19 protein-coding genes, 5 tRNA genes and 1 pseudogene are annotated in these 23,704 nt (G+C 40.5%); 8 read left to right on the top strand and 17 right to left on the bottom strand.

Going from position 1 to position 23,704, the window contains the following annotated elements:
- Positions 1-43: 43 nt before the first annotated feature.
- From hemL to B9T26_RS13765, 3 genes are all read right to left on the bottom strand, one after another.
- The gene (gene hemL, locus B9T26_RS13775; protein ID WP_086200230.1) at positions 44-1,345 is read right to left on the bottom strand and encodes a glutamate-1-semialdehyde 2,1-aminomutase; all 1,302 of its coding nucleotides are present in this window, start codon (positions 1,343-1,345) and stop codon (positions 44-46) included.
- Positions 1,346-1,383: 38 nt separating this feature from the next.
- A complete protein-coding gene (thiE, locus tag B9T26_RS13770) occupies positions 1,384-2,004 on the bottom strand; it encodes a thiamine phosphate synthase (RefSeq protein ID WP_086200229.1) in 621 nt (206 codons plus the stop codon).
- Between the two features lie 672 nt (positions 2,005-2,676).
- The gene (locus B9T26_RS13765; protein ID WP_086200228.1) at positions 2,677-3,054 is read right to left on the bottom strand and encodes a DUF962 domain-containing protein; all 378 of its coding nucleotides are present in this window, start codon (positions 3,052-3,054) and stop codon (positions 2,677-2,679) included.
- Between the two features lie 284 nt (positions 3,055-3,338).
- Between B9T26_RS13765 and B9T26_RS13760 the strand changes: the two genes are divergently transcribed.
- Positions 3,339-4,799: an inorganic triphosphatase gene (locus B9T26_RS13760; RefSeq protein ID WP_086200227.1), complete on the top strand. Its 1,461-nt coding sequence runs from the start codon at positions 3,339-3,341 to the stop codon at positions 4,797-4,799.
- A gap of 199 nt (positions 4,800-4,998) precedes the next feature.
- Positions 4,999-6,459 (top strand): CYTH and CHAD domain-containing protein, encoded by a 1,461-nt coding sequence (locus tag B9T26_RS13755; RefSeq protein WP_086200226.1) that lies wholly within the window; start codon positions 4,999-5,001, stop codon positions 6,457-6,459.
- A gap of 21 nt (positions 6,460-6,480) precedes the next feature.
- Here the strand turns inward: B9T26_RS13755 and B9T26_RS13750 are convergent, their stop codons facing one another.
- On the bottom strand, positions 6,481-7,113 hold the full coding sequence (locus B9T26_RS13750) for a hypothetical protein (RefSeq protein WP_086200225.1): 633 nt from the start codon (positions 7,111-7,113) through the stop codon (positions 6,481-6,483).
- A 108-nt stretch (positions 7,114-7,221) separates the two neighbouring features.
- On the opposite strand from B9T26_RS13750, the gene B9T26_RS13745 reads away from it, so the two are divergent.
- Entirely contained in the window at positions 7,222-7,629 is a 408-nt protein-coding gene (locus tag B9T26_RS13745) for a DUF3144 domain-containing protein (protein ID WP_086200224.1), read from the top strand.
- 124 nt (positions 7,630-7,753) lie between these two features.
- A pseudogene (locus B9T26_RS15850) lies at positions 7,754-8,164 on the top strand (amidohydrolase family protein); the annotation flags it as partial.
- Between the two features lie 93 nt (positions 8,165-8,257).
- Here B9T26_RS15850 and B9T26_RS13735 read toward each other — a convergent pair.
- Both B9T26_RS13735 and B9T26_RS13730 read right to left on the bottom strand, forming a co-directional pair.
- Complete coding sequence (locus tag B9T26_RS13735; protein WP_086200223.1) at positions 8,258-11,026, bottom strand: M16 family metallopeptidase; 2,769 nt, start codon at positions 11,024-11,026, stop codon at positions 8,258-8,260.
- A 135-nt stretch (positions 11,027-11,161) separates the two neighbouring features.
- Entirely contained in the window at positions 11,162-11,986 is an 825-nt protein-coding gene (locus tag B9T26_RS13730) for a PhzF family phenazine biosynthesis protein (RefSeq protein ID WP_086200222.1), read from the bottom strand.
- A 248-nt stretch (positions 11,987-12,234) separates the two neighbouring features.
- Between B9T26_RS13730 and gloB the strand changes: the two genes are divergently transcribed.
- Positions 12,235-12,966 (top strand): hydroxyacylglutathione hydrolase, encoded by a 732-nt coding sequence (gloB, locus tag B9T26_RS13725; RefSeq protein ID WP_086200221.1) that lies wholly within the window; start codon positions 12,235-12,237, stop codon positions 12,964-12,966.
- Between the two features lie 21 nt (positions 12,967-12,987).
- Here the strand turns inward: gloB and B9T26_RS13720 are convergent, their stop codons facing one another.
- Entirely contained in the window at positions 12,988-13,260 is a 273-nt protein-coding gene (locus tag B9T26_RS13720; protein ID WP_086200220.1) for a hypothetical protein, read from the bottom strand.
- A 569-nt stretch (positions 13,261-13,829) separates the two neighbouring features.
- On the opposite strand from B9T26_RS13720, the gene B9T26_RS13715 reads away from it, so the two are divergent.
- Positions 13,830-14,033, top strand: a complete 204-nt coding sequence (locus B9T26_RS13715; protein ID WP_086176023.1) for a hypothetical protein — start codon at positions 13,830-13,832, stop codon at positions 14,031-14,033.
- Positions 14,034-14,174: 141 nt separating this feature from the next.
- Here B9T26_RS13715 and B9T26_RS13710 read toward each other — a convergent pair.
- From B9T26_RS13710 to B9T26_RS13680, 7 genes are all read right to left on the bottom strand, one after another.
- Positions 14,175-14,259: transfer RNA gene (locus tag B9T26_RS13710), tRNA-Leu, on the bottom strand.
- 71 nt (positions 14,260-14,330) lie between these two features.
- Positions 14,331-14,416, bottom strand: a tRNA-Leu gene (locus B9T26_RS13705).
- Between the two features lie 71 nt (positions 14,417-14,487).
- Positions 14,488-14,572: transfer RNA gene (locus B9T26_RS13700), tRNA-Leu, on the bottom strand.
- A 37-nt stretch (positions 14,573-14,609) separates the two neighbouring features.
- Positions 14,610-14,683, bottom strand: a tRNA-Trp gene (locus B9T26_RS13695).
- 34 nt (positions 14,684-14,717) lie between these two features.
- Positions 14,718-14,802: transfer RNA gene (locus B9T26_RS13690), tRNA-Leu, on the bottom strand.
- A 107-nt stretch (positions 14,803-14,909) separates the two neighbouring features.
- Entirely contained in the window at positions 14,910-15,764 is an 855-nt protein-coding gene (locus B9T26_RS13685; RefSeq protein WP_086200219.1) for a protein kinase domain-containing protein, read from the bottom strand.
- A complete protein-coding gene (locus B9T26_RS13680; RefSeq protein WP_086200218.1) occupies positions 15,724-17,235 on the bottom strand; it encodes a DUF3336 domain-containing protein in 1,512 nt (503 codons plus the stop codon). The genes B9T26_RS13685 and B9T26_RS13680 overlap by 41 nt, the downstream gene beginning before the upstream one ends.
- Positions 17,236-17,422: 187 nt before the next feature.
- On the opposite strand from B9T26_RS13680, the gene B9T26_RS13675 reads away from it, so the two are divergent.
- Positions 17,423-18,295 carry an ATP-binding protein gene (locus B9T26_RS13675; RefSeq protein ID WP_086200217.1) on the top strand — a complete coding sequence of 291 codons (873 nt, stop codon included), beginning with the start codon at positions 17,423-17,425 and terminating at the stop codon, positions 18,293-18,295.
- 61 nt (positions 18,296-18,356) lie between these two features.
- Here the strand turns inward: B9T26_RS13675 and B9T26_RS13670 are convergent, their stop codons facing one another.
- Together B9T26_RS13670 and B9T26_RS13665 are read right to left on the bottom strand one after the other, a co-directional pair.
- Complete coding sequence (locus tag B9T26_RS13670; RefSeq protein ID WP_086200216.1) at positions 18,357-19,700, bottom strand: amidase; 1,344 nt, start codon at positions 19,698-19,700, stop codon at positions 18,357-18,359.
- On the bottom strand, positions 19,697-20,977 hold the full coding sequence (locus B9T26_RS13665) for an MFS transporter (RefSeq protein ID WP_227518817.1): 1,281 nt from the start codon (positions 20,975-20,977) through the stop codon (positions 19,697-19,699). Before B9T26_RS13665 ends, B9T26_RS13670 begins: the two co-directional genes overlap by 4 nt.
- A 112-nt stretch (positions 20,978-21,089) precedes the next feature.
- Between B9T26_RS13665 and B9T26_RS13660 the strand changes: the two genes are divergently transcribed.
- Positions 21,090-22,058 (top strand): Lrp/AsnC family transcriptional regulator, encoded by a 969-nt coding sequence (locus B9T26_RS13660; RefSeq protein WP_086200214.1) that lies wholly within the window; start codon positions 21,090-21,092, stop codon positions 22,056-22,058.
- 399 nt (positions 22,059-22,457) lie between these two features.
- On the opposite strand, the gene B9T26_RS13655 is transcribed toward B9T26_RS13660, so the two are convergent.
- Complete coding sequence (locus B9T26_RS13655) at positions 22,458-23,507, bottom strand: hypothetical protein (RefSeq protein ID WP_086200213.1); 1,050 nt, start codon at positions 23,505-23,507, stop codon at positions 22,458-22,460.
- Positions 23,508-23,704: the final 197 nt, after the last annotated feature.

The raw sequence follows: 23,704 nt of genomic DNA, 5'->3' as shown, positions 1-23,704 counted from the left end.
AGTTTAAAATGAGGCACAAGTGAGGATTAAGGAGAGGTCTAATTTACCCGTTCATTTCAGCAAATGTTTCTTTTGCAGCTTGAATGGTAAATTCAATATCTTCATCAGAATGTGCAGCCGAGAAGAATCCAGCTTCAAAAGCAGAAGGTGCCAGGTTCACACCACGTTTTAACATACCATGGAAGAATTTACGGAAGTCATCCACATTACATTTCAACATTGAATCAAAACTGGTAATGTCTTCCTGATCAGTGAAGTACAGACCGAACATACCGCCCACTTGCTGGGTTTTAAATGGAATGCCTGCTTCATCCGCAGCCGCTTGTAAACCGGCAAGCAATTTTTCGAGTTGTGCGGTTAATTTTTCATAAAAACCTTCAGCACGTAAATGCTTAAACATCTCGATGCCTGCACGCATAGCCAGTGGGTTACCTGACAGCGTACCTGCTTGATAAACTTTACCCAGTGGCGCGATGCATTCCATCACTTCACGTTTACCGCCGAAAGCACCGACTGGCAAACCCGCACCGATGATTTTACCTAAAGTTGTTAAATCTGGAGTCACACCATAATGTGCCTGTGCACCGCCAAGACCAACACGGAAACCTGTCATCACTTCATCAATGATAAATACAGAGCCATGCTCATCACATACATCACGGATTGCTTGCAGAAAACCGTCAATTGGTTTTACCAAGTTCATGTTGCCCGCTACAGGTTCAACAATCACACCAGCGATTTCATGACCAAACTTGGCAAAGCATTCTTTTAAAGTCGCGATGTCATTGTATGGAAGCGTGAGCGTATGCTTGGCAAAGTCAGCAGGAACACCCGCAGAAGTCGCCTCACCCTCACCTTTGGTTAACAAACCAGAACCCGCTTTTACAAGTAGCGAGTCTGAGTGACCGTGGTAACAGCCTTCAAACTTTACAATCTTGTCACGGCCGGTATAACCACGTGCCAGACGAATTGCTGTCATGGTGGCTTCTGTACCTGAGTTGGTCATACGTACCAATTCAATAGACGGCATAATCTCACAGATAATGTCTGCCAATGTGGTTTCATGTACGGTTGGCGCACCAAAGCTTAAGCCATCAACCGCAGCTTCTTGAACTGCTTTAATAATATCAGGATGTGCATGACCCAGAATCATTGGTCCCCATGAGCCCACATAGTCCACATAGCGTTTTCCATCGACATCGTATAAATACGCACCTTTGGCTTTTTCAATAAATACAGGCGTACCGCCCACCCCATTAAATGCACGCACAGGTGAATTCACTCCACCCGGAATATGTTTATTGGCTTGTTTGAACAATTGTTCTTGCTTTGGAGATAAGCTCATGAAGGCACTCGACTAAAAATTAAATCAATCAAAAAATTTTATGCTGTAGCTTGAAAAAGCGCAGACCATTCATCTAAACGCTCAGGAATGGCATGCATAGGAAGTCCCAATATATCACTAATCACCGCGCAATAATCTGCACCTGATTCAATGACTTCGTTGGAATTCTCAACAGTTAAACCACCAATCGCACAGAGTGGTACGTTCAGTTTTTCTTTGGCCAGTTTTAAGGTTTCTAAGCCAATGTTTCCAGCTTCAGGTTTAGACTCGGTCGCATAGATCGCCCCAAATGCCACATAATTTGCACCCTCAGCAATTGCCTGTTCAGCCAACTCAAGTGAATTGTTACAGCTGCGACCGATCAGTACGCCCTGAGGCAAACGTGCAACAGCATCGACAATAGAACCATCATCCTGACCTAAATGCACACCTACGCCGTATTTGACCGCCATTTCCAGATCATCATTAATTACGAAAGGCACACCGTATTCAGCACACATGGCTTTCATGTACTCAATTTCATAAATTTGATCTTCTTTGGCGACTTTTTTACGACGGTATTGCAAGACTGCAATGCCACCATTGGCCATTGCGCCTTCAAGCTTGGCTAATAAAAGCTCTAAAGGATCATCATTGGTAATCAGATATAAACCGCGCATAACAAACTGCCAAAACTAAAACTGCCCTATTATAGGCATATCAGGGACAAGATTCAGCGGGACTGACTTAATTCCTTAACATTACAGCAGAAAAATGTGCAAAAAATTAGAAACATGAACTACAGCAACTTTATTTTAAATTTGGTGAAAAATACCCATTTTCAGGGATAGATCATCTGGACATTAAACAGTTTAATAAGTCAAAGAATAACAATAAATAATAATTATAAAAAATGCGAGCCAAGAACAGACTTCCTGATCCTTCATTATAAAACGCGCTTGGGGAAGCGAATGAAGGATTAGGGAGTCGCCTTATTTTATCCTGGTACTCAGCCAAAATTGCGTACTATTTTTTAATCCTGAAGGATGATTCATGCCCGAATCATTTTCTATTTTTAGAAAAAATGTATTTTTACTCTACTTAAAACATTCCGCTTTTATACAGAATTCTTTGCATAAAAAAAGCCTAGAGAAAGGTCGCTCTAGGCTTGGAAAACTTTAAGATTGGGACAGTTTTGAAGTGAAAAAAATCAACTTCTTAAGTGTCTGCTCTATTAATAGAATATTCATTCTAATATTGCAAGTCCATCTGCGATATATTTTCAGCTATTTTATCTTTGGGTAAATTTTTGCGACGAAATATACTGACTAAAAACTAGTCAGCTGATTTACCTAACTTGGAATTTTATCCAGAGAGCGATCTTTTAAACTTAAATTGCCGCGCATTACATCGGAAAACATGCGCCAATCTGAAATAAAACTATACAACGGCTGTTTAAAACTTGCCGGCTTGTTTTTTTCAAACACAAAATGTCCAATCCATGCGCTGGCATAACCACTCAATAAACCATAAACCACATATTTGGGCTTTCTTTTTAGAATAGCACGGCTCAATAAACACAATCCGACACTACTGCCCAATATGTGCAAACGGCGACTCATGATATTACGATGCTCAGTGAGATAAAACCGATAAAATTCATGATAGTTTTGAATCGGTAGCTGAAATTCCGGTTGATGTTCAAATTGGAGCTGAATCGTTGTATTCATAGTCGTCGTCCCGCTGTTTTCATTTACGTTAGCGTATATTTCGCTCAAATTAAAGTGCCCGCCAGCATCATTTTTTGATCATTTCCAAATCAATTATTCACAAATCCATTCGTCAAGTCTTACATCAAACTTCATTTTCGCTACAATCAAAAGCCTAGAACAGAAGCCTAGAATGAACAATACAATTCTGGCGCTAGAAAAAATAGATTTTATAACGCATTTGTAAGCTATCGGATGTCGTGTTTCATTGTTGGCATCACATCAAAAAATTAGGATGAAAGATCATGGTTGAAGTGGAATTAAAATTTCAAATTCCTGAAGCAAGACGTAATGCCCTGGCTAAGGCATTAGATCCTAAAAAATCTGAAATTATTCAACTGAAAGCCAAATATTATGATACTGAAGATCGCCTACTTTCTCAGCACGGCGTTGCCTTAAGACAACGCCTGGAAGGCACACGCTGGATTCAAACCTTAAAAGCTGCCGGGAAAAGCCACTTACACCGTTTTGAGCATAATCATGACCTAGGGGAACTTGAACACGCCCCGCAACTGGATTTATCGATTTATAACCAGGATGCCGAAGCACAGCAAATCTTGAAAAATGCTTTGGGAGATGCACAGGATCAGCTCAAACTGCAATTTGAAACCGATATACAGCGCACCTTTCGGGTGATCCAGTTTGAAGAAACCGATATTGAAGTCAGCCTGGATGTCGGTGCAGTGCGTACCGAAACGGCGCAAAGTGACGTGCATGAAGTTGAATTTGAACTTAAAGCCGGCTCTATTCAATCGCTGTTAGCCTTTAGCTTTGAATGGGTAAAAAAATATCATTTATGGCTGGATGTGCGTAGCAAAGCTGAAATCGGCAATCTTTTAGCCACCCAGCAACAAGTCAGTCCGGCAAAATCTGCCAAAGAATTTAATTTAAGCAAAAAAGATCCGGCCAATAAAAACTTGCGTCTGCTGATCGCACAGCAACTCCAGCATTTGCTGCCGAATATTGCAGCCATTTCAGCAGGCGTTGCGGAAAAGGAACATGTTCAGCAAGCGCAAATTGCCCTGGATCATTTGAATTTGACACTAGCGCTATTTAAAGACTGGAATGAGGCTGTTTCAGACAAATGGGCCATGCAACTGGGTGCGTTTAAGCAGCAGTTCGATCATTTGCAGCATTTGCAGCACATGCAAACCACTTTAGGTGCATTTTTACAGAACCCTAATACTGCATCAAATTTAGCCAAAGATATTTTGTATGCCAAAGAAAAGTTGGCCAATCTGGTGCGTTCAACCCAAAATGTGCATCACTATCTGGAATTATTGATGTTCAGTTTGGACCAGGAAGATAAGACACAAGCACAAGACCTAAAAGGTTTTGCGCAAACCACTCTGCAAAATCAATATAAACAGTTGCAAGACAGCCTAAACGGTGCCGATATTACTGACTTTGCAAGTCTGGATACCTTAGCCACTAAAATTCATGAACTGAAATTTAGCTTCCCTATTTTAACCTCGATTTATGATGTCAAGAATTTGCAGAAATACAGCAAAGCCTTGAATGACGCTCAACTTGCAGCCAGTGAATATCAGATTCTGGCCTCTTCTGCCGAGTATATCCAGCAAACTGAACTGGAAGCCAGTGACTGGTTTGTGTTGGGCTGGCTAACAGCCAAACAGGAAGTGTATGCGCAGAATCTGCTGGAAGCGACAGAACAGTTTCTGGTGAGTCGTAAATTTATTAAGTAGCGATAAAAACTAATCACTCTAAAAACTGTAAAAATTTTAAAATCGCTACATCCAGAGCATCTTGCAGGATCAGTAAATGAGCTTGATTTATCCTGCATATGCTTTGTTTATTTTCCTCGCAAAACTCTACCCTTTTTTTGAGACTGGCTTACAATCGAAGTCATGACAGTATCGATGATCAAGTGTCAGGAGTTTTAACATGCTCGAAGTAGAATTAAAATTTCAGATTCCCGCATCACATCAAGAAAAGCTCTATCAGCTCTTCTTGAACAAGAATGCTCGCTTGATTTCTTTATATGCAAAATACTACGACACGCCCGAACGGCATTTGGCTCAACAAAAGATTTCATTACGGCAACGTCTTGAAGACGATCACTGGATACAAACCTTAAAAGCGCCCTGTAATCATTCCTTACAACGTTTTGAATTAGAAAAAGACTTGGGCGAGCTAAAAGATCCGACTTTAGATCTCAAGATTTACCCGTCCAATTCGCAAGCAAAACAATTGCTGCAAAATGCTTTGGGCAAACAGGCTAAAAACCTGACTGTGCAATATGAAACAGTGGTTCAACGTCTGGTGCACGTGGTTCATTTTAACCGTTCAGAAATTGAGGTCAGTCTGGATCGTGGTGAGATTCGTCACAACGATCAAAAACTACCTATTTATGAAATTGAATTTGAGCTTAAACAAGGTTCTATCCATGACCTGATCAAATTTATCCAGCCTTGGGTGCAGCGTTATGATTTATGGCTGGATGTTCGCAGCAAAGCGCAACGCGGCGATTTACTAGCCCAGGATTTAACAATTCCACCGGCTCAGTTTGCCGCTCCCCTACAATTGAACTCACAGGATTCAACAGATAGCACATTAAAACAGATCATCAATAATGCCTTGCAGCATCTGTTACCGAATGCAGCGGCAATCGCTGCTGAACAATATGACAGCGAACATGTACATCAGGCACGCGTTGCCATGCGCCGTTTAAGAAGTGCCTTGCGTGTGTTTGATGATTGGTCAGATCAGGTAAATCCACAATGGCAAGAACAACTGACCGACTTATTTCGTCAACTGGGTGCAACCCGTGACCGCGATGCCTTGAACGAAGGACTTTTACCGCAATTACAACAAGCGGGAGGACCTTATATTGAACTTCCGAATATTACTGAAGAAAATCAGATTGCAGTGGATGAATCATTACGTTCTTCAGACTTCGTTAACCTGATGTTAGCGCTACTACAATTCGTCCATCAACCGGTTAAAAACAAGAAAAAATCCGGATTAAAAAAAGATATCGCCAAAAAACTGCAAAAATTACATCACCAGATCTGCAAAGATGCTGAACAATTTCTAGATTTAGATATTCCGTCACGGCATCGCACCCGCAAACGGGTCAAACGTTTGCGTTATTCGGTAGAGTTTGTGGCTTCACTTTATCCAGACAAAGATGTAAAGCGTTATCTTAAAGATTTAAAACCTGCACAGGAAAGCCTGGGACAATATAATGATTTAATGATGGCTGAAGTCATGTTCCAGAACATCGTAAAGAGAAAGCAAAAAGCATGGTTTGCCTTGGGCTGGATTGCCAATGAAAAAAAATACATTCTGCAACAGGCCAAACAGCATTTAGATGAATATTCTAAAACCGATACTTTCTGGTAAATATAAAAAGAGAATTAAATATTAGCGATATTTGCCAAATATTTTCCAGGTTCCATTATCCGCCAACGGGTCGCTATAACTATCGTTGCGCTGTTTTCGCGGTTTATCGCGGGCATCCACCAGTTCAAAATGTGGCTCTGTACTGAGTACAATGCCATTCACATAAAACCGTGTACGGGTATATTCACTTTGTCCATGCTGGAACACATAAGTACGCAAATCAATAAATTCACGGTGTGCCACTAATGCTGCCGTATCATCACTTTCCAGCCAGGCACGCATGGCTTGAATCTGCTCGGGTGGATATTCTCCACATTTATCGATCAGGCTGGCAATACCACGAAAAGTTTTCGACTCTTTGGCACGGGTTTTGTTAATCCGGATTCGATCGACATGAAAATAAAATAACGGCAGATTCAAATGGCTGGGTAAATGCACGGCATCCATAATTTCATCTTGCATAAAAGGCTGAAACAGGTCTTGTGCCCTTTCAATTAGACCGGTCCATTGCCGATAATATTCATCAACTTCTTTTTTAGAGCCATAATAAATAGGCAAGCCTTCAACATTGGCCAGATTTGCAGGCGGCCAGATATTTTGACGCAATAAGGCGATATCACTTTTTAAACTTTGTACGGCAATGGCATCTTGCATTGGAGTATCCATTTTATGCTTAGGCTATTTTTAGATTAAGCCAAAGGTTTAGTTTCTGCAAGGCTTTGCCTATAATATGCCATTAGATCGTTTTTGCAGGAAAAGTTCATGGTTCAAAAGATTGAAGCAACAGATGTAACCGAAGAAGAAGCGTTAAATGCTGCTTTTTTTGAACGTGCTGATGAATTTATTAAACAGGCCAATGAATTTTGCCGTGTCGAAAAAGGTTCAGCCGTGAAACCTGCTGAAATGCGCGGACAAGTAAGCGCTGCAATGTTGTTCGGTACTGCCCGTTTTAATACCTGGGTGGCTGCCAATAACTTTAAAGATGGCAATGAAATGCGCGATGCCAAAGATCAGGTGATGTCTTATATCATGCAGCAGTTCCAGATGATGCTGGAAGACAACTATGACGAATATTGCGAACAGTTTGAAAACTATCTTCGCTTCCGTCATAACGAAGAATTTCATGCCAATAAGCATGACCATGATCATGATCATGATCATCAGCACTGATCATCTGTTAAAAAAGCCCGTCAGGGCTTTTTTTAGGCCCTTTTTTTGGATGAAAGGCTCTTAAAAGCCATAATACTTTACAAGATTTTAACTAATAAAGATTTGCTGTACTAAGGATAGAAATGCAACAGCAGATTCACGTGACAGCAATTTTAAAAAGATTTTGCAATTGCATAAAAAAGCTTCGCCGCGCTTTAAAGACGTTCGTAAAATGGCAGCAGTACATGAAGACAAGGATATTACCGAACTGACCAGCTACCCGAATGTTTATGCCTGTGTTGGGTTCATCAGTTTCATAAGCAAAACCGCCTCGCCAGCAAACAGGAAGTTTATGATCTGGCCTTTCCACTGATCAGCCATGTGCTGCAAAACTTTGGCAGTTACCGGGTAATGTTTGCCTTCAACTTTCCGATGGATCGGGTCAGCACTTCACTGCTCAACAATTGATGCCCTTAGTGATGCAGTTGTGGCATGTGATGCGAATGCATTGGAACGGGTATTTCATCATAATGCGAAGCAGTTTTATCGCTTATAACTATTCACTATTCACTATTCATTATTCAATCAGTCAAAATCCCTCCCAACCTCCCTTTATAAAAGGGAGGAGTTTTAAAGAAGGGATTAAAAATTATGACTTGTTTTGTGGCTTCCCATACTGGTCCGCCATGACTTCCACCAGCTGATCCAGTTTGATGTATTTCTTGATCACGGCGTCTACATCGGCTTTGCTGAGTTTTGCGAATGCCTGATCACGCTTCTCACGAAACAATAAGTCGCGATTATGTTCCAGCTGTGGCATAAGCATTGCGTGAATATTACGCTCATCTTCCAAAGCAGTGACCCGTTTTTTCAGAATATTGGCTTTGGCCGCTTCCAGCTCCTGTTCCGTCACCCCATTACTAAGTAAATCATTCAGGACTTTATGCACCCCTTGTGATACTTGCACCGACTTCGCTGCTGTATAATTGGCTTCAATAGTGAGTGCACCTGAGTCGATCCACTCATCCAGATCCAGATCACTGCCAAAACCATACACCAGGGCATTTTTCTCACGTAGTTCTTGAGCCAGGCGTGAAGACAGTTGCGAGTCACCCATAATATAACTCAACACCATGAGTGCTGGTGCATCGGCATGGTTTGAACCTACCGGCAAGGTCAAAATTGCCTGATAATTACCAAATTCACGTTGCTCCGCCAAGGCATGAACTTTTTGTGCTTTATACGCCTGATAATCAGAACTTAGACGTTGATAAGGCTGTTGCGCTTTCCATCCTGAAAATTCTTTTTGCAGCAGTTTAAGCATGGGCTGAGCCTGATAATCACCAGTGATGGCAATCTGTGCATGATTACTGACAAAGAAATCCTGATATAACTTTTTCACTTGCTCAACAGTTGCCGCTTTAATCTGCTGTTTGGAAAGATCCGGCTCAAAATGGTAACGCAAATCTCCCGGTTGATAGGTTTCTAATAAGCGGGTCATGGTCAGTGCTGCAACCGTTTCAGGTTCAGTATAAGGACGATCCAGGCTCGACAAGCTTTGTGATTTAATCAAGTCAAATTGCGACTGTTCAAACTTCGGCTTTTTCAGTACCTGCATCATAAATTTGAAATAATCCTCAAATTTGTCTTTTTTCGCCACAATCTGAATGGTAATGCTATTGGCTGAGGCGCTAGCAGTTGCTCCACCGCCTGCTTCAATCGATTTGTCTGCAATATCCTGCAAGCTATATTGCTCTGAACCACGTAACAGTAAATACGCCATCAAATCCAGCACTTCACCTTTGTTAAATAAGGATTGTTCTGTACCGAAATCGATAGAAATCGTGGCATAGGTTTTATCATCACGGGTGGAGGTCGGATATAAGGCATAGGCAATGCCATTTTTCAATTTTCCACGCTGAATTTTCTTTTCCGTACTCAGCAAATACTGTTTGGATGTTTTCACATATTCCGCGACTTCCTGCTTATAGACACTGCTATCTTTAAGCGGCTCTTCTTGCACACTGGTCTGATTTGGCGTTTTAGGCTGCTCGGCGGCCTGTTGCTGCAATGCTTTTTTCTGATCTTCCGGAGTCGGTTTAATATCACCAGAAATACGGTGTTCGGGCACTAAAAACTGGGTCAGGGTCTGATTGACCTCGTTCAGCTTGAGCTGTTTTACATTATTCAGATCAGTAAAATACTGTGACCAATCGCCCTGATAAGCCACATAGTAATCACTTAATCGCCCACCCAGTGCAGCCGCATTACTCAGCACACTGTCTGCCTGATTCTGAATTAAATTTTTCACTCGGTTCAATTCGGTCTCATTAAAGGCCTGTTTTTTCTCTACTCCTGCCACCAGTTCGGATTGAACCTTTTTCTCATCATGATTTGGCGCGTAAACCGCTCCCATAAACACCAGATTAAAGTCCTGATCCAGCCAGGTAGTCGATTGAACACCGGTACTTAGCCCAGTTTCCACCACGCTCTGATATAAATGTCCACTCGGCTGCATGGTATATAAATAGGGTGCCAGTGCCAAAGCAGATTTGATTTTTTCATTTTTGCCGTTCAGGTAAATATTGAATTTGGCCAGATCACTGCCCTTTTTCACGACAAAATTTCTTTGCTGAATTTTGGCCGAATCCAGCACAGGAACTTTGGTCTGAGCAGGAACCTGACGGGCTGCTATTGGACTAAATTGTTGATCAATCTGTTTTAATACGGCTGCCTTATCAAATTTACCGGAAATAATCATCACGGCATTATTCGGTGCATACCAGGTACGGTAAAATTTATTCAGCTCATCCATTTTAATGGATTGCAGTTCGTTTAAATCGCCAATTGGCAAACGTCCCAAATAGCGGTTGCCATAAGCCGATTTCCACATCTGGTCCATCATCACCGAAAAAGGCTGATCCATACGCACTTCGCGTTCGCGTTTCACAATCGAAATTTCCGAAGGAACAAACTTTTCTTGCAGCACCAGTTTATCCATGCGCTCGGCTTCAAGATGAATCACTTCATTAATTGCATTCTGTTCAGGACGAATAATATTGGTATATTTAGTGGAATAATAATCGGTACTGGCATTGGTCATTAAGGTATATTGATCCAGACGGCGCTGAAATTCTTCACCCTTGATATTTTGGGTACCCTTAAATGCCAGATGCTCCAGCAAATGTGCCAAACCACCTTTACCCTGCGGATCATTAAGTGAACCGGTCAGATAGACCGTGTTCATAAATACTTTATTTTCTTTATCATTTTGCGCCAGCACCACGCGAAAACCATTGTCTAATTTATATTCTTCAATCTTCTGCTCAGATTTAATTAAAATAGGCTGTGCCCAAGCAGTTGCACTAAAGCCAACAAATAATAATGAGATAGTAAGTTGTTTAAACCGCATGAGCATAATTATTCCAATTTATTCAGTCATATGAATTTTTAAGCCATCACATCTTAGAAAATGATGATGATGGCGAGTAGTAACTTTTTGCAAGAATTGCTGATTATTTCAACAACTTTGTAGTTCTTTTATATCCACAAGTTAAAAATTTAACTCAGCCTGCATATATAACTTGGCATAACCTGAAATTTCAATCCGTTCATTTTCAAGCACTTCACAATATAAGTTTCCTCCACGTGCAGATGCCTGATAAGCCAGAATTTCACTTTTGCCCCATTTATCTGCCCAAAGCGGTGCAATAGCGCAATGAATTGAACCTGTAACCGGATCTTCGTCAATACCATTGGCTGGGGCAAAATAACGAGATACACAATCATAAGCTGTAACTGCCTGAGCCGTAATGGCAAGATCCAGCGCAACCTGCGGTTCTGTTACTTTTGCTTGATGTTGTGCCCATTGTTTTAATAATTGCAGGTTGGGCTTTTCATCCAGTACATCTTGTGGATTTTCATATTCCATAATGTAAGCCTGATTATTTAAAAAAACATTTTTAAATGGCTTGCTTAAAATTTGCTTTAAAATTTCAGGATAATGGGTAATTTTTTCTGCACGGCGAATCGGAAAATTCATTTTGATTTTGCCATCAGCCGCTTGGCTCACCACAAAAACACCTAGGTTTTTTACATGAAACAGGATGGTTTTCGCAGTGGTAAAATCCTTAAATAGCACAAAACTGCTGGCTAAAGTGGCATGCCCGCAAAAGTTCACTTCAGTGGTTGGGGTAAACCAGCGGATTTCATAATTCTCAGCATCGATTATTCTAACAAATGCCGTTTCAGACAGATTATTTTCCAGAGCGATATTCTGCATTGACGCTTCATCTAGCCATTGCTCGGTGATAATCACGGCCGCTGGATTCCCCTTAAATAATTCCGTTGTAAACGCATCTACCTGATACATTTTCATATTGATCTACCCCATTTTTATACTCAGCATTTTTTGCATGTGCTGACTGCAATACATAAATCGTTTCAACCAGCATTCAATTGCAACCATTTTTAAATTAAAAAGCTGTCTATGAGGATGAGCTTTATCTCATCCTACAGATCAGCAACTTTATGTATAAAACCTGCCCTATTAATTGCGATTTTCCCCTAGAAAAAACTTGGCTTTAACGCTAGCTTATTCATATCTATATTATTGATTTATATCTCATGAATTTTCAAATCCATATGATTGATGTGAAAAATCAATTACAGAACTATATTTGGTTATTAGAACATATTCCAACTAAAGAAGTGGTCGCAGTTGACCCAACTGAAGCACATCTGGTCGAAGACTATTGCGCAGAACATGGCTTAAAGCTCAGTCAAATCTGGCTGACACATTGGCATAAAGATCATACCGGCGGTGTACCTGAACTTTTAATCAACCGCCACATTCCTGTGTATGGACCGCGTGATGAGTTGAGTAAAGTTCCTTTTATCACTCATCCGCTACAACATGAAGCCCATATTCATTTTCATGATTTAAATATTGAGATTCTTGCCGTACCGGGACATACGCTGGGGCATATTGTTTATTTTATTGATGCTTTGGATGTGCTTTTCTGTGGCGATACATTGTTTGCCATGGGTTGTGGTCGGGTATTTGAAGGTACTTACGAGCAAATGTACCATTCACTGAATCGTCTGGCTGCTTTGCCTGCACGCACCAAGGTCTACTGTACTCATGAATACACGCTGGCCAATGCCAAGTTTTCCTTGCATGTAGAACCCGATAATCTTGCGATTCAGCAGCGCTTCGATAAAGTAGAAGCCCAACGCATGCTGGGACAATGCACCTTACCCAGCACGATTGAACTGGAATTGGAAACCAATCCGTTTTTAAGAGCCGATAGCGTCGAGGAATTCCAACGCTTACGGCAGTTAAAAGATCAGTTTTAATATATGTATCATATGAAATGTTTATAGAAGCTGATGTGTTTGAGCATAAGCATCCAACTCAGTTTGAGTTACCACACGCGTCATATTCATTTCATCAACACGAACCAATAACAAGCCAGCTAAAGCAGGTTGATAACGTCGAGCACTGCCAAAAGGTGTATAAGCTACTTTCGACTGCTCGGCAAAAATCAGCCAGTCTTCATGCCCTAACATGACGGCAACAGGAACTTGATCCTGTTGCTGCATCTTTTGAATTTGATCCAATACTTGCTGTTCGATGGTTGCTGTCATCATTTCAATTTAACCAGTTTAATCTAAGCTTGTTGATATCATCTGCACACTACACACAGCCCAGAACTGCTGAGCGATCCTGCTACACTGTGCACGGCAACTTTAACGTTTTTCACTATATCAAGCATGGCTATTTTTTTAGATGCATATTTTTTTAGATGGCTATTTTTTAGATGTCTATCTTTTAGATATCGATATATACCTATATCAATGCAAGGCTAATCGAATAGTAGAGATTAGATATTACTTTGCTGAGATATTTTTTAAGCAATAACCTGGTAATAGAATATTTAACAGCAATTGAAAATTGTGTATAAATATTTCCTTAGTCTCACCCAAAATAATAAAGCGATTAAAATAAATAAAAATCAGCCATATAATTTCTACTTACTCTAACTTCTTGCTTAAATAAAAATCATTTTTTAGCGATTATTTAGCCATTTACTGCATAAAAAAAATACAAAAAAATTATTTTATAAAAAACCTGCCAAAGCTACCCTTTAAAAAAATTGCTGCATCCCTATTAATTATTTAACAGCGGTTCGTAACTTATATATACAAGGAGTTTTCTCGTGAAAAAAGTTGTTAAGGCAAAAAATTTAATTGCATTTCGTATCTGGTTAGAAAAATTGGGCTATTCAGTAAAGTCATTGACTGATAATCGTGGCTTCACTTTTAGCTTTAAAAAAGAATATGGTCTGGTCACTTGTGATTTGGCAGGCAATGCACTTGCCATGCAACTTGGCGAAGAATTCGAAGATCATTTAAAAGCTTAAACGCTATTTTCCTTTTGGACCGAGACAAAAACAAATCAATTATTCAAATCGATTTAAAGCCCTGTTTGGGGCTTTTTTTATTGATCTTTAACTTATTTTCAGGCAATAAAAAAGCAAGGTCATTTACCTTGCTTTAATATATGGTGGGGACGGAGAGACTCGAACTCTCACACCTTGCGGCGCTGGAACCTAAATCCAGTGCGTCTACCAATTTCGCCACGTCCCCATTAGGGTACCAACTTAGTGTTGGATTTTTTACAACAAAAAAGCAAGGCCATTTACCTTACTCTAATCTGATGGTGGGGATAGAGAGACTCGAACTCTCACGCCCAGAAGGCGCTGCGACCTGAACACAGTGCGTCTACCAATTCCGCCATATCCCCATCAGGGTACCAACTTAATGCTGGATTTTTTACAACAAAAAAGCAAGGTGATTTACCTTGCCTAAATATGATGGTGGGGACGGAGAGACTCGAACTCTCACACCTTGCGGCGCTGGAACCTAAATCCAGTGCGTCTACCAATTTCGCCACGTCCCCATCAGGGTACCAACCAAGTAGTTGGATTTTTAAAACTTGGCAGAGGATCAAGGATTCGAACCTTGACGAACGGTTTTGGAGACCGTCATGCTACCATTACACCAATCCTCTGTTACCTAATTATCAAGCTAAGTTGATATTTAAGTGGTGGGGACGGAGAGACTCGAACTCTCACACCTTGCGGCGCTGGAACCTAAATCCAGTGCGTCTACCAATTTCGCCACGTCCCCAATGGCTGTGTATATTATAGAGATCGATTACTCATGACAAGACCTTTTTATGAAAAATCCACTTGTTTGTTTAAATAAGAAACAAAAAACGTTTTACTGTATTTTTCTTAAGCATTTTCAGTAAGTAAGAGCTGTTTTATCACGCAAATATCGGCAAATCTGTGCTGCTTTTGCTTGGCCAGCATGCCCGTCAATAACTTTTCAAATATGCGCAAATGTGGTGGAAGTTCAATACTTAAGCGCTGACAATGCAAATAGGCCCAATCCTGATAATTTTTTGCCGTCAAACGCTGCCCTGTTAACCATTCAAACAGAATAATGCCTAAAGCATAAATATCGCTTTGTACGGTTTTATCTGCACCTTGAAAAAGTTCAGGTGCCATATAACGTGGAGTTGCAGTCAAATTTTTCAGTTGTTGTGCTGAATTGATTTTTTCTACCTGTTCAAAATCGATTAAACAGGCGCGCTTTTGGTACTCAACAAAATGCTCGCGTTTTAAATCGCCATGAACCCAGCCCAGTTGATGCAATTGTTCCACAGCGTCCAGTAGCAGCAAGATCTTTTGTCTGATCTGCTGAACTGATTGGAGGGTACAATCGACCAGATCCCCCAGAAAAGCATCCGCATGCGCCAATAGCAATGCTGCTACATCCTGCCCTTGTGCCTCGGCTCCGGTTGTAAAATGAGAAATCATTTGAAAAGGCAATAAAAAACTGGCCGCTTGCGCTTGATCTAGAAATTGCCGATAAAAATTGAGTTCCTGCACAAAGCCGGCTTCTATGTCCGGATGAATATTGGCGCTTTGGGCTTTTAACCAATAGCGTTGCTGCTGATATTCAAATGTATATAAACAACGCCCAAAAGTTAAACTTTTGGGCTTGGTGCACAGCTGCAATGCAATGTTGGCAAAATCCTCTTTTTTAAACTGCAATAAATTCTGCGGTTTTTTGTTCTGGATCATGCTGATAACTTAAAAGCTCTAAACAATGCTGAATGGTTTTACCCACTCGGGCATGGGTTTCAATAGAGGATATTTTCGGCCAGGTTGCCCGCTCACCTTCGCGTTGCAATAATTTGAACAAATATGGACGCGGGTTCTGAAACATATAACTATAGTGACGTAAGCTATAATTTCCCACAATATTCAAATCACCATAATAGCCTTGATTGACTACACCATAGCCATGATCGAGCAACCGTCGTATAGGAGGAATTTTACCCATCCGTCCCCGGCTAAAGTCCATAAGACCTCTGGCAATCACCTTGCCTTGACGGCGAATAATCCGTTCAGGCCAACTCAGCATGTCACTACGGTAACGCTCCAAGTCGCTTTGCATAAACGGCACAATATGCGGATTCACCTGACTGGCGATGGTGTAATTTAAATTATACAGTCTGGCCATTTTCTCTTGTGGAAAATCACTTCTTACACTGCCATCGACCCAACGCGTGTTTGCCATATACGGAGTAAGTTGACCATTCTGACGTTTACTGGTCAGCTTCACCGGTGGAAATAAAATCGGCACGGCGCAGGAAGCCAATACTGCACTCCAAACCAGCAAGTCTGGTGAAGTATAGGCATTCATAATGCGGGCTTCTTGTGAGGCATCATAAGGTGCCACAGCCACGTTGACATTTAAACCCGAGGTTTTAAAGGCTTCTTCAAATGTCACATCACCCAGATTTTCAACCAGGAATTTTTTCAGATATTTAACATCGGCAAAGCCACCATTGCCTTTGATGATTTCATTAAATTTACGGAAGTGAAATGCTTCAGTAAAAAAGTTTTCGCCATTTAACAGACCTGAAATATCTGAAGGTTTTGAAGTCCCCAGCATGGCGGTCATAATGGCTCCAGCACTGGAACCGGATAATACCTTGGGCATTAAATCCTGCTCAAGCAGTGCCTTACACACCCCAGTATGAAACAACCCCAATGTTGCCCCACCCGAAAACATGATTGCAGGCTGCCCATAAGCCTTTTTACAATGCTGGAAAAATTCTATTTTTTCCGACATCGACAAACAATGACAAGACGAAGATGCGATATATGCCAAGCTTTCACTGACTTCTTCCACATAATCTTCAATAATTTTTTTGGTGCCGACATAAGTTGCCGCAAAAAGCATGGGATGGGCAATATTGGCGATATCGTAGGTAAGACCTTCACGTAATATATACATCAGGTCTTGAGTACGTTTCTGAAAACGGTACCGTTTTAACCTGCTTAATCGTTCAGAAATAATTTCAGCATCAAAATAAGGTGAACAGTTATCAAATTTCCATTCTTGTGCACCGGATTCTTCATCTATTTTTAGGGCGATGCTTTTCCATTCTTCATAGGTTTCTGCCGCTGCGAGCTGGCCTTTTAATTTTTTTATACGATACGCTTGATGTGGATTAATATCTGTCGTGAAGTCTGTAAATAACATATCTATCCCTCAAACACTTTCATTATTATGTCCTATTCTCAATAGGTGATCAAACAACATATGTGCACAATACTCAATTGATTATTCACCCATCATACCCCCGATTCAATTGGCAAACTATGACTATTTGATATACAGTCCCAAGTAAAATCTTCTTTTAATTTCGTACGCATAAAGCTGAACAATCATGGCAACAATTGATCTACCCGACAATATCTTACAAGCCCTTGCTACTGTACTCCAACAGCTACAGCAAAATTTACCCGAACTGAAACAAGAAACCAACTTTTCCGCCTCTGCCTATAAGTGGCAAGATAAACAGTTGAAAGCCATTCAACAACCGAAAAAGATTTATCTGGACGATTTAAAAGGCATTGAGAAACAAAAAGAAAAAGTGATTCAAAATACCCTGCAGTTTTTAAAAGACTTGCCGGCTAATGATGTGCTGCTAACCGGTTCTCGCGGTACAGGAAAATCTTCTATTGTACGTGCCCTACTGACTGAATATGAATCGCAAGGTTTACGCCTAATTGAGATTGAACGTGATGATTTGTCAGATTTGCCGGAAATTCAAAAAATCATTGCCGATCGTCCTGAAAAATTCATTGTCTATTGTGATGATCTGGCTTTTAATGCAGAAGATGAAAATTATCGCAGTTTAAAAAGTGTGCTGGATGGCTCATTACAGTCCGGTGCAAGCAATTTTATTATTTATGCGACCAGTAACCGTCGTCATTTATTGCCTGAATTTATGCATGAAAATACCCCGGTCACACGTGTCGATGTTCCACAATATACCGAGCTACACCCGCAAGAAGCGATTGAAGAAAAGATTTCACTGTCTGACCGTTTCGGCATGTGGCTGTCTTTCTATCCGATGGATCAAAACTTATACTTGGAAATTGTTGAGCATTATTTGAAGAAAGCCGACATGTTAATGACCGAGTTTACCCGTGCCGAAGCCTTACGCTGGTGTCAAGCACGTGGACAACGCTCAGGCCGTGCTGCTTATCAATTCTCGAAACACTGGATTGGTTCGCAGCAGTTAAAACAACTATAAGCCTCAATAAAAAGAACTGCATATGCAGTTCTTTCTTGAAGGTTCGAGTTAATCGAGCATTTTAATGCTGACAAAGCGGCGGAAAAATAGAACGAATATTTAAGCCATTCGCAATTTTTTGCACAGTATTCATCACCTCGACATCATTACCCTGATATGAGACCAACTGAATTCCCATGGGTAAGCCATTCACACTTTGTGTGATTGGAAAGGCATAACTGGGTGCATCCAGATAGTTAAATGGCCGGGTATATTCACCAACGTGACTAAACTCGGTATCAGCCGCGCTCGACACTGCTGAAACAAATGGGCTAACTGGAAATAACAAGCATTGCCCATTTAAAGACACTTTAAACTCTTGCTGAAATTGAGTCCGTTCCGCAATCAATGTCTCATATCGTTGTTGGGTGATTTCCTTGCCACGTAGAACGCGCTGTCGAACCAGTTCCCACATAAGCGTTGCATGATTTTCAGCCGAATCACCATGATATAAATAACTTTCATAGGCAATAATGTCAGAGGTTCGATCTGACAGATCTTTAAAATCAAAATTTGCAGGTGGTTGCCACTTATTAATCTGAATGCCTAAAGATTCTATACGTTTCAAACCTTCACACCATAGTGCCAATACTTCAGGCTCTAGCGGATAAGGAAATGCAGATTCATCTAAGGCATAGATAAAATTTTCAGCTGAAACCGGTTCAGCATTTGCGTCACTTAGAAGTTCAAACAAGGCACTGATATCAGCTGCAAAACGCGCAAATGGCCCCACTGTATCCAATGTTTTGGATAAAGGCACTGCACCAGTGTCTGCAATTTTATGACTCGATGGCTTAAATCCAAACACACCATTCAATGCAGCTGGTGTGCGAATTGAACCGCCAGTATCACCGCCAAATGCCAAGGGACACAGTCCCGCAGCCACAGCAACTGCTGAACCGGATGAAGATCCGCCCGGTGCAAATTGCTGTTCAGCCCATGGATTTTTCGGTGTGCCCTGCATTGGATTTTGTCCTGACAAACCAAATGCCAATTCCGTCATTTTAGTTTTACCCAAAATAACCAAGCCCAAAGCCTGTAACTGATCGGCAAGTTCGCAGTTCGCTTGCGCTATTTTATCAAGATAAACAGTTCCAGCATGCGTGATATGACCTGCCACATCCAGATTATCTTTCAATAAAACAGGAACACCATGAAATGGACTCAAGCGTGTGCCTTGTTGAAGCAGCTCATCTAAATGTTTCGCCTGTTCCAAAGCCTCTGATTCGAACAGTTCTGAAATGCAATCAAGATGTTTAAATTTTAGGTTTCGATCAATATAAAATTGAACTGACTCAACTGAAGTTATCTTTTTGCAGGCAATTTGACGACCTAGCTCAAGTGCAGATAAATTCACTATATTCATTTTATATCTTCCAAACCTTTTCCTGCCGTTTCAGGCATTTTGATAAATGTGATTAACGTTAATAAAGCACCGACCAAGACCATAAAGTAAAAGTAATCCTGTTTACCGATACTTTGCAGCCAAGTCAGTACATAAGGTGTTGTACCGCCGAGTAAAGCCACCATCAAATTGTATGGTGCGCCAATACCCACCGCTCGAACTTCTGTTGGGAACTGTTCGGACATGACCGCTGGGCCAATGGCGGTATATAAAGCATATAAAACCAGTCCAAAAAGTTCGACCAATAAAATCGAGCTAAATGTTCCATCCATCCATTTAATGATTGGATAAAAGAAAAGCAAATATCCTACTGCAAACACAATTAGTTGCGGTTTACGGCCAATTTTGTCTGATAGCCACCCAAAAACTGGCTGACACAGCATAAAAATAATCAAGCCAACCGTATTCGCAGCAAAGGCTGTTTGCGGCTCGGCACCCAGCACTTTAATCGCATAGGTCGGGACATAAACCACAAAAATATAGAAGGCAAATGTGGTTAATATTGAAATACCCACAATCCGCATGGTTTCTTTAGGGTGACGTTTAATCAGCACTGCCAAAGGATTTTTCACTGATTCTTTTTTATGGGTCATTTCGCTGTCAGGCACAGATTTACGGATCCACATGCCAATTAAGCCACCAATTGCACCAAGAATAAAAGGAATGCGCCATCCGTACTCATTCATTTGTATTTCAGTCAAAGCACTTGTTAAGCCCCAAGCAAGACCCGATGCCATCAAAATACCAATTGCTGAACTGAAAAACATAAAGCTCGAATAAAACCCGCGTTTATGTTTTGGTGCCATTTCTGAAAGGTAGGTTGCAGCTGAAGCAAACTCACCACCCAAGGATAAACCTTGAAGCAATCGTGCCAGTACCAGAATAATCGGTGCAAAAATGCCAATTGATTCATAAGTCGGCGAAAGACCGATCATTAATGAACCGCCTGCCATCATTATGATGGTTGCGGCTAATGCTGCTTTTCGACCATAACGGTCAGAAAAAATTCCCAGTACGATTCCACCCAGTGGGCGCATAAAGAATCCAACGGCAAAAATTGCAAAGGTTGCAAGTAATGATGCGGTTGGATCATCTGATGGGAAAAATTGTTTCGCGAAAAATACCGCAAAAGTTGCATAAATCGTCCAATCAAACCATTCAATGGCATTTCCTACAGTTCCTGCAAGAATAACTTTCTTTTGTGATACATTTCCTTGAGTGGAAATTGTGTTTTGCATTTTAGACTCATCCATAAGCGTCTCATTTAATATTTAGACATAAATACACTATGTATTTTATTTTCTAGACATAAATTTAGATTATAATTAGTTTTTAGACAAGTCAATCATCATGAGTGAATCTTTTAGTCTCGACGAAATCGATATAACATGTATCAAAGCCCTAATCTCCAATCCAAGAGGATCATGGCGTGAACTCAGTCAGATCAGCGAAGTCCCTGAAAAAAAACTTTCGCGACGTCTCAGTAAATTGTTGGATGAACAGGTTATACGCACTGCTATTGAATTGAATCCTGTAGTTGCCAATAAGGGCTATACCGTTCATGTATGGATCAGTGTGAAGTTTGGAAAAGAAAAAGAAGTTGCGCAATTTTTTGCAAATCGACCAGAAGTCCGAATTGTTTTTCTAACCACAGGACTTGCCGATATTTTCCTCGAAATCGGCTTAGAAAAACCAGCCGATCTTTCCGTCTGGATGCATGACTTTGTCACTCAGATCCCTGATATCAAAACGGTAGAAACACAAGTTGTGTTAAAACCATTTACCTGGGCCAGCAAACCCAAGGCTTTAGAAGGCCACACCGATAAAAGAGTCAGTTTTAGATCCTTGAGTGAAACAGAATTAAAACTCATTCATTTGCTTGCAATCGATGGTCGTTCATCTATCAAAAGTTTGGCTGAACAAATTGAATTAAGCGAACATAAAACTCAGAAATTACTCAATGACTTATTGGAAGAAGGTATTTTCAATATTCGAGTCGATGTAGAACCGAGTTTGATGGGGTTTAAATCAGAGGCCATTATTTTGATCAAAGCCCGACCAGATGCAGCGAATAAAATTGCCAATACCTTGTCAGAAATTAAAAATACGCGTTGCTTGTTTGGTATTAGTGGAAATTCTCAATTTTTCTGGCATGTGCTGTGTAATGATTTAAGTGATTTATGGAAATTAATTACTGAAGATTTAGGCAATTTTGAGGGTATTCAATCTTGCAATACCAATATGGTGACCCTGGCTTTAAAACGCGCTGGTTTTATGCGTAAAGTCAGTAGCGCACAATTATTTTCTACTCTAGATTAGGATCTGTTGACAATTGGTCTATGTTTGCGACGACGAGTATTTTTTAGAGGATACTAGGCATGAACTACAAAATTTAGTCATTCTAAATGCGTAGTTCATAACGACGTAGCGTCAAAAAATACTCTAGTCCCCAGCTGCGCCTTGCGCTGCAAACAAAGCAGTGCTTTGTTCTGGCTCAGGTTGTGGCTAAAATTATCTCAAACTGCGTCATGAAATTTAAAAATGGAACCACCATTCTTTGCATTTCATTCTTGCAACGTATACGTCTCATGCTCAATTTTAGCCTACAACGCAAGCCATTTATGAAATGTCAACAGACCCTAATCCCTGTTACACTTCATCTGAGAATCTAAGTAAATAAAAAAGCTCCGCAACAGCGGAGCTTTTTTATACCGGATCTTATTTTTTATCGCCGATAATTGTTGACCAGAGCAGATCAGCAATTTCATTGCCATTAAAATAAACAGTCGCCTTGAGTGATTCAGGCTGATTTTGTTTCACCTCCACCACCTGGTTATAACTGTCGGTAATTTTTAAAGTTCCCTCAGTCGGCAGATGTTTATAGTTATCTAATAGCGTTTCCTGCATCTTAAATGGAGTGGTAGTATCAAAATTAAAACTATAACGGAAGTCTGCCAGATAAGGCTGACCGATAATCAGGCCTTTACTGGTTAATGTACGAGTCCCATTACTGCCATTACCGTAATCGTCTACTAAGCTATAGCTATAATTCCTTAGCTGAAGATATTCTTTACTGTTCGGATTAAAAGTCGTGCCACCTGCAGGCGCACTCTGATCTTCCGTAATGCGTTGGAACTCCAGCTGGTCAATTTTATAAGTCACCGATTCGCCGGATGGAGTTTTGGTTTTGCTATATACGATGCTGCCTGAAATTAAATAGTCATCTTTTAAATTAAAATCAACATTCGAGCCATAACGTACATTGGTAAAAGTTAGAGTTGTGGTATCGCCATTAACTGACTGAGTAATCGTAGAACCTTTACGATAGGTTTTATCCAGAATCACACAGTTATCTTTATTGTCTTTTAATTTTAGCGTTTTTACCGTATTCGTCGTGCTTACTTCAGCGCATAACACGTTCGGATACTTAATACTATTTATACCCAGGTTATAAATCTGCACAATACGAGCCGTACGCCCATAAGGATAATCCCCAAAGGTTTCTCCAATCATATGACCAAGCGCACTGTTATAATCCGTGTCATTACTGGTATTACCGGTAATAGAGTCTTTAATTTTATCCAGGATCTTCTGGTCTTCAAATGGTACAAACTCATCTGACAGCTCTGGAGAAATTGTCTCGTTAGGCACATTCGGTGGCGTGCTTACCGATGGATTACCGGAATCGGAACCACTTCCTCCACCGCCACAAGCACTCAATAAACCCGAGATAAACGCAACTCCAACTAATGTGGTTTTCTTTTTCATGACATTGTATTCCCTATATTTTATTTACATTTTTATTTAATAAGAAGATTGAGATTTACCGTATAAAAAAACAAGCCAATGAGACTCCATCACTTTGTCTAATTGTTGTATTGCCTTATTCCATATAACATTGATTAAATAATAGTAATTAAAGTCAAAAATTTTTCTGTAATTTTAATGTATATTTCCAACAATAT

The sequence above is a fragment of the Acinetobacter sp. ANC 4169 genome (assembly GCF_002135355.1).
Taxonomy (GTDB): Bacteria; Pseudomonadota; Gammaproteobacteria; order Pseudomonadales; family Moraxellaceae; genus Acinetobacter.
The sequence above is the reverse complement of the archived record's forward strand: the minus strand, read 5'-3'. Positions and strand labels throughout refer to the sequence as shown.

Bases quoted from the DNA above. Each gene is read 5' to 3' on its own strand.
- B9T26_RS13675 (WP_086200217.1), top strand. From the start codon at position 17,423: ATGGCAACAATTGATCTACCCGACAATATCTTACAAGCCCTTGCTACT.
- B9T26_RS13755 (WP_086200226.1), top strand. From the start codon at position 4,999: ATGCTCGAAGTAGAATTAAAATTTCAGATTCCCGCATCACATCAAGAA.
- B9T26_RS13665 (WP_227518817.1), bottom strand. From the start codon at position 20,977: ATGCAAAACACAATTTCCACTCAAGGAAATGTATCACAAAAGAAAGTT.
- B9T26_RS13660 (WP_086200214.1), top strand. From the start codon at position 21,090: ATGAGTGAATCTTTTAGTCTCGACGAAATCGATATAACATGTATCAAA.
- B9T26_RS13680 (WP_086200218.1), bottom strand. From the start codon at position 17,235: ATGTTATTTACAGACTTCACGACAGATATTAATCCACATCAAGCGTAT.
- hemL (WP_086200230.1), bottom strand. From the start codon at position 1,345: ATGAGCTTATCTCCAAAGCAAGAACAATTGTTCAAACAAGCCAATAAA.
- B9T26_RS13750 (WP_086200225.1), bottom strand. From the start codon at position 7,113: ATGCAAGATGCCATTGCCGTACAAAGTTTAAAAAGTGATATCGCCTTA.
- B9T26_RS13765 (WP_086200228.1), bottom strand. From the start codon at position 3,054: ATGAATACAACGATTCAGCTCCAATTTGAACATCAACCGGAATTTCAG.
- B9T26_RS13745 (WP_086200224.1), top strand. From the start codon at position 7,222: ATGGTTCAAAAGATTGAAGCAACAGATGTAACCGAAGAAGAAGCGTTA.
- thiE (WP_086200229.1), bottom strand. From the start codon at position 2,004: ATGCGCGGTTTATATCTGATTACCAATGATGATCCTTTAGAGCTTTTA.
- B9T26_RS13760 (WP_086200227.1), top strand. From the start codon at position 3,339: ATGGTTGAAGTGGAATTAAAATTTCAAATTCCTGAAGCAAGACGTAAT.
- B9T26_RS13670 (WP_086200216.1), bottom strand. From the start codon at position 19,700: ATGAATATAGTGAATTTATCTGCACTTGAGCTAGGTCGTCAAATTGCC.
- B9T26_RS13730 (WP_086200222.1), bottom strand. From the start codon at position 11,986: ATGAAAATGTATCAGGTAGATGCGTTTACAACGGAATTATTTAAGGGG.
- B9T26_RS13655 (WP_086200213.1), bottom strand. From the start codon at position 23,507: ATGAAAAAGAAAACCACATTAGTTGGAGTTGCGTTTATCTCGGGTTTA.
- gloB (WP_086200221.1), top strand. From the start codon at position 12,235: ATGAATTTTCAAATCCATATGATTGATGTGAAAAATCAATTACAGAAC.
- B9T26_RS13685 (WP_086200219.1), bottom strand. From the start codon at position 15,764: ATGATCCAGAACAAAAAACCGCAGAATTTATTGCAGTTTAAAAAAGAG.
- B9T26_RS13720 (WP_086200220.1), bottom strand. From the start codon at position 13,260: ATGATGACAGCAACCATCGAACAGCAAGTATTGGATCAAATTCAAAAG.
- B9T26_RS13735 (WP_086200223.1), bottom strand. From the start codon at position 11,026: ATGCTCATGCGGTTTAAACAACTTACTATCTCATTATTATTTGTTGGC.